Below are 4,129 nucleotides of genomic sequence, written 5' to 3'. Positions count from 1 at the left end.
TGCGCGGTCAAGACGGGGGGTTGTTACTCTGGCCCATCTTGACCGCGGTCAAGAAGCTCACTTATCATCTTGCGCACAGCCTCCTCCACACGTGGGGCTAGATCTGCGTCAGCCTCGATAGTGATACGATTACCCCTTCGCCCGACCTTCACGCGCTCGTCGGGGTGCGCCGAGGGAGCCGATGGCTTGGTGGCCGTTAGCAAGGTAACCGCTGCTTCTAGACGATCGGGGCCCGGCAAATTGCTGGGAATTTTGGTGGCAATTTCGCGGGCTCTTGCGCCGTCTTTTTCGCATAACCGAAAGAGTTTTTCCCAGACCCGTCGACCAACGCCGTGCGCAGGTCCGATAGCCTGAATTAATTCAGTAGGAATGCCTGTCGCGATACGGTTCATCCGTGAGACAAGCGACTCATCTATCTGAAGTGCCCGATACGCAACTGTCTGAGCGTTCTTGCGGGCCTCGTCTGTCTTCCCAAGTTCCCGAATGATGCCGGCTACAAACAGAGCCCTTTCGATGAACGATGGGTCTTGGCGGGCATTGTTTTCTACACCTTGGGCAATGAGTGCTTCCTCGTCGGTCATCTCCATGACCGTTGCGCGCACCTTCTGACCTAGTTCGCGGCAAGCGAGAAGCCTGCGGCGACCATAAACAATCTCAAGGGATCCATTCGAGGTTTTGCGAACCAAAACTGGAACTTTTTGACCGTGCTCGCGGATCGACGAGACAAGATCATCCAGCCCATCGCTGGGATCGATGCGATCCATGACCGCGGACATCTGTATGGCGTTCGGGTCTATCAGCCGTGTGGCGTGTTTATCTTCTTCAAGAATGGATGCTTGTGCGCGAGCTACGGTCGGGCTCGTGCGGCTCGTATCCAAATTTTCTTCCGAAGGCGACGCTTCACCCATCGCATTCTTCAGGGAATTTCCGAAGACTTTACGTGCCATCACTACGCCCCCATGCCTTAAGAATTTCTCTTTCGACCTCATCAGTCACACGAGAGACGGATTCGGTCGCGCGCTCGTAAGTTCGGCGGTTCACGTCGCGGGGTTCTACCTCAAATATGCTCTGTTGGGTATTTGCTGCGTCGCCCACTGCAGTCGATTTTAGGAACTCTGCAGATAGTACCGCATCTCCAAGCACCGTCCGAAGTAGAGACGAAATTTGAACCTGCGGACCATCGGTATTTTCGTAGCGTGTAATGAGAAGTCTTACGAAGTTCAGCCCGTGTTCGGGGGCATGCGTCTCGACTACGCCCATCAAGTTGCTCGCCATTGCAAGAAAGCTCGCAAGGGACATGACATCGAGCATTGAGGCGTTCAGCGGGATTAGTACCCCAGTCGATGCAAAAAGAGCCGAGATCACCGAGAAGTTCAGCTGCGGTGGGGTATCAAACAGTACCACATCATATTGGCTCAAGACTGGCTCGAGTGCATCCCTGATGCGGCTATGGAACGTGGTGGTACCTTCTCTGAAACTCAGGGCGACCTCGAACTCGTACTCCATGATGTCCATGGATGCCGGGATCAGGTCGACAGTCGGGAAGTTCGTTTTGCGAATGATTTCTGCCGCGGGAAGCGGGTCATCGGATTTGATCAGATCGTATGAGGTTGGCATATCCGGATCAAGCTCGGGCGTAACACCAAATAGGTTCGTCAGACTTGCCTGGCTATCAAGGTCTATCAGCAAGACCCGGTACCCTCTTAGACCCAATAGTTGCCCAATGTGAGCAACAGACGATGTCTTGGCAGAGCCACCCTTCAGGTTAAAGATCGTCAAAACCTGACAAGCTTCTCCCGGCCTTCTGTGCGGATGCTCTTCTGGTTTGATCCTTCCAGTCTCAAGAAGCACGCGCTGTGCTTCAACCATTTCCTCTGCGGAGAAGCTTCGGCGATTGCCGCCCTCCAAAATCCCTTCGGGAAAGCCTTCGAGGTTTGACACATGATGTCGGAAGGTGTTCTGGTTGATGCGCAGCAATTCAGCCGCTTCCCGCATAGCGAAGCGGCGAAGGCCCTTCTGGGCGTCCGGCGGGAAGGTTTCCTGCGCATGCTCATGCAACCGGTTACCCAGCCGCTTGGACATGACTTCAAATCTCTGGGAGGCTCGAATCCCGCTCATTGCTGCCCTCAAGTCTTTATTGCTTGAGAGATATTAACAGATATAGCGGATTAATCTAGGATAAACTGTTGAGGGGCTTGAGGGCGTTGAGGCCGAGTGTTCGTAACGGCAGTAAACGGTTAGATATCAGCGACTTATTATTTATGATCTCGCGATAATTCAACAGTTTGTTGCGCGCGCAGAAGTAAACACAAGATGTATTTTTTATACATATTTAAATCGACACTTTTGTCGAATGTCCGATTCCTTTGGATATCTGCCGAGCGAGCCAAGTATTCTTTGCAGGTTCTAAAAGTGTTCTTTCCGATGACGGCTGGCAACTCACTTGCTTTCGGGGTCGAGGTTAAAGCATGGTATCTATTTAGCCAGAGACGGGAAGCCGTAGGGATCTCGTCCCCTCCGCCAACCATGATAGCCGAACTGATTTGATGGTGGTTGTAAAGACGAAGCAAGATCCTGACGACAATGTTTGCCGCCATCACTAGTTATCGTAATCCGCACAGTCGGAGCCCAATACTGGTCAGGAATGCCCCAGTAAAATCCGACGGGAAGTTGGCGTTGACTAAAGTATACGTTGGGCTGCAGCGCAACAGGTCCAAAAATTCACACATTGATATTGGTAGGAATGGGCGGAATTGAACCGCCGACGACACAGTAATCTGCTGTTAAAAGGGTTTATAAATCCCGTGTCCCACCGCGGCACTCCCAGATACCGAACTAGTAATCAGTCGGATATTCGGGAGCTCAGGTTGTGGTGGTATGTGTGATCCATACGGCCACGTTACGCCGGCGTCGAACCTATTTCAAGATTGAGTTTATGAAGTGTTCTCGGTCTGCAAGCGGGCGTGAGTGTTTATTTAAGTTTTCTGGCCTTTATCACAAAATCAGATCTATACATCGGTATCGACCAGTCTAGGGTAAACATCCGCCGAGGGCCGTCTGGCTGATAGGCTGCGAGATTGTTTATCGAGTGTCTTTATGGACGCACACGAAGACACCCGCCGTATTCAAGTTTTGTCGGTCTCTGATACCGGCCGCCGTCGCCGTTGGACGGATGATGAGAAGGTCCGGATCGTTCAGGAAAGCCACGGCGATGGCGTGACATTGGCGGAGGTCGCACGGCGCCATGACATTTCGCGATCACAGCTTTACGATTGGCGATATAGGCACAATAATGGGCTGCTTGGATCTGGCCCACAATTTTTGCGCGTTCTTCAGCTCGAAGACGGTTCTGGCCCTGATGATGTTCCTGCGCCGCAAGCTTTTGTCATGACCGTTGATCTCGGCCCGCGGTGTCGCGTGACGATCCCCTCCGGCTTTGACATGGAGGCTGCTGCGCGTCTGCTCAATGGCTTGATGGTGCGGCCATGATCGCGTTTCCGGCGGGCACGAAGGTTTGGATTGCGGGTGGGGTGACGGATATGCGGCGCGGGATGAACACCTTGGCGTTGTCTGTCCAACAGGGCCTTGGGCGTGACCCGCATGCCGGTGAGATATTCTGCTTTCGTGGGCGTAAAGGCGACTTGGTGAAATTGCTTTGGCATGACGGGGTTGGCATGTCGCTGTATCTGAAACGGCTTGAGGCGGGCAAGTTCATCTGGCCTGTGAGCCAGGACGGGACGGCTGTGGCGATATCATCCGCCCAGCTCGGTTATCTTCTGGAAGGGATCGACTGGCGTAATCCGCGCTGGACGCAAAGGCCCAGAATGGCTGGATGATCTGCGGTTAAGTTCCTGCTTTTATTGGCCTTTTGTAGCGTTTATGTTAGGCATCTGCCATGTCAAATGCCGCCTTGCAAATCGCCGAATTGAGCGCCGCACTTGCCGCGCAGACCGCCCGTGCGCAAGCTGCAGAGGCCGAATTGGTGCAAGCCCGCGCCTTAGTCTCCTGCACCGAGGCAATGATCTAGGAATTGAAGCTGGAGATCGCCAAGCTGCGGCGCGACAAATACGGGATATCATCCGAACGTCGCGCCCGACCGATCGATCAACTGGAATTGCAGCTTGAGGAA

The 4,129-nt window shown here is 53.5% G+C and carries 4 protein-coding genes and 1 pseudogene; 3 read left to right on the top strand and 2 right to left on the bottom strand.

The features are described 5' to 3' along the window. Nucleotides 1-23: 23 nt before the first annotated feature. Both repB and repA read right to left on the bottom strand, forming a co-directional pair. Nucleotides 24-947 carry a plasmid partitioning protein RepB gene (gene repB / locus B3849_RS14125; RefSeq protein WP_286780317.1) on the bottom strand — a complete coding sequence of 308 codons (924 nt, stop codon included), beginning with the start codon at nucleotides 945-947 and terminating at the stop codon, nucleotides 24-26. Further along, nucleotides 937-2,082, bottom strand: a complete 1,146-nt coding sequence (gene repA / locus B3849_RS14120; protein WP_286780316.1) for a plasmid partitioning protein RepA — start codon at nucleotides 2,080-2,082, stop codon at nucleotides 937-939. The genes repB and repA overlap by 11 nt, the downstream gene beginning before the upstream one ends. A 1,014-nt stretch (nucleotides 2,083-3,096) precedes the next feature. Between repA and tnpA the strand changes: the two genes are divergently transcribed. The 3 genes and pseudogenes from tnpA to B3849_RS14105 all read left to right on the top strand — a co-directional run. Then, the gene (gene tnpA / locus B3849_RS14115) at nucleotides 3,097-3,489 is read left to right on the top strand and encodes an IS66-like element accessory protein TnpA (protein WP_286780315.1); all 393 of its coding nucleotides are present in this window, start codon (nucleotides 3,097-3,099) and stop codon (nucleotides 3,487-3,489) included. Then, nucleotides 3,486-3,836, top strand: coding sequence for an IS66 family insertion sequence element accessory protein TnpB (gene tnpB, locus B3849_RS14110; protein WP_286780314.1), 351 nt, complete (start codon nucleotides 3,486-3,488; stop codon nucleotides 3,834-3,836). The genes tnpA and tnpB overlap by 4 nt, the downstream gene beginning before the upstream one ends. 59 nt (nucleotides 3,837-3,895) lie before the next feature. Further along, a pseudogene (locus tag B3849_RS14105) lies at nucleotides 3,896-4,129 on the top strand (transposase domain-containing protein); the annotation flags it as partial.

The organism is Sulfitobacter sp. UBA4523 (genome assembly GCF_002388305.1).
Taxonomy (GTDB): Bacteria; Pseudomonadota; Alphaproteobacteria; order Rhodobacterales; family Rhodobacteraceae; genus Sulfitobacter; species Sulfitobacter pontiacus.
Note: the sequence above shows the minus strand (reverse complement) of the source record. Positions and strands in the feature narration are given on the sequence as shown.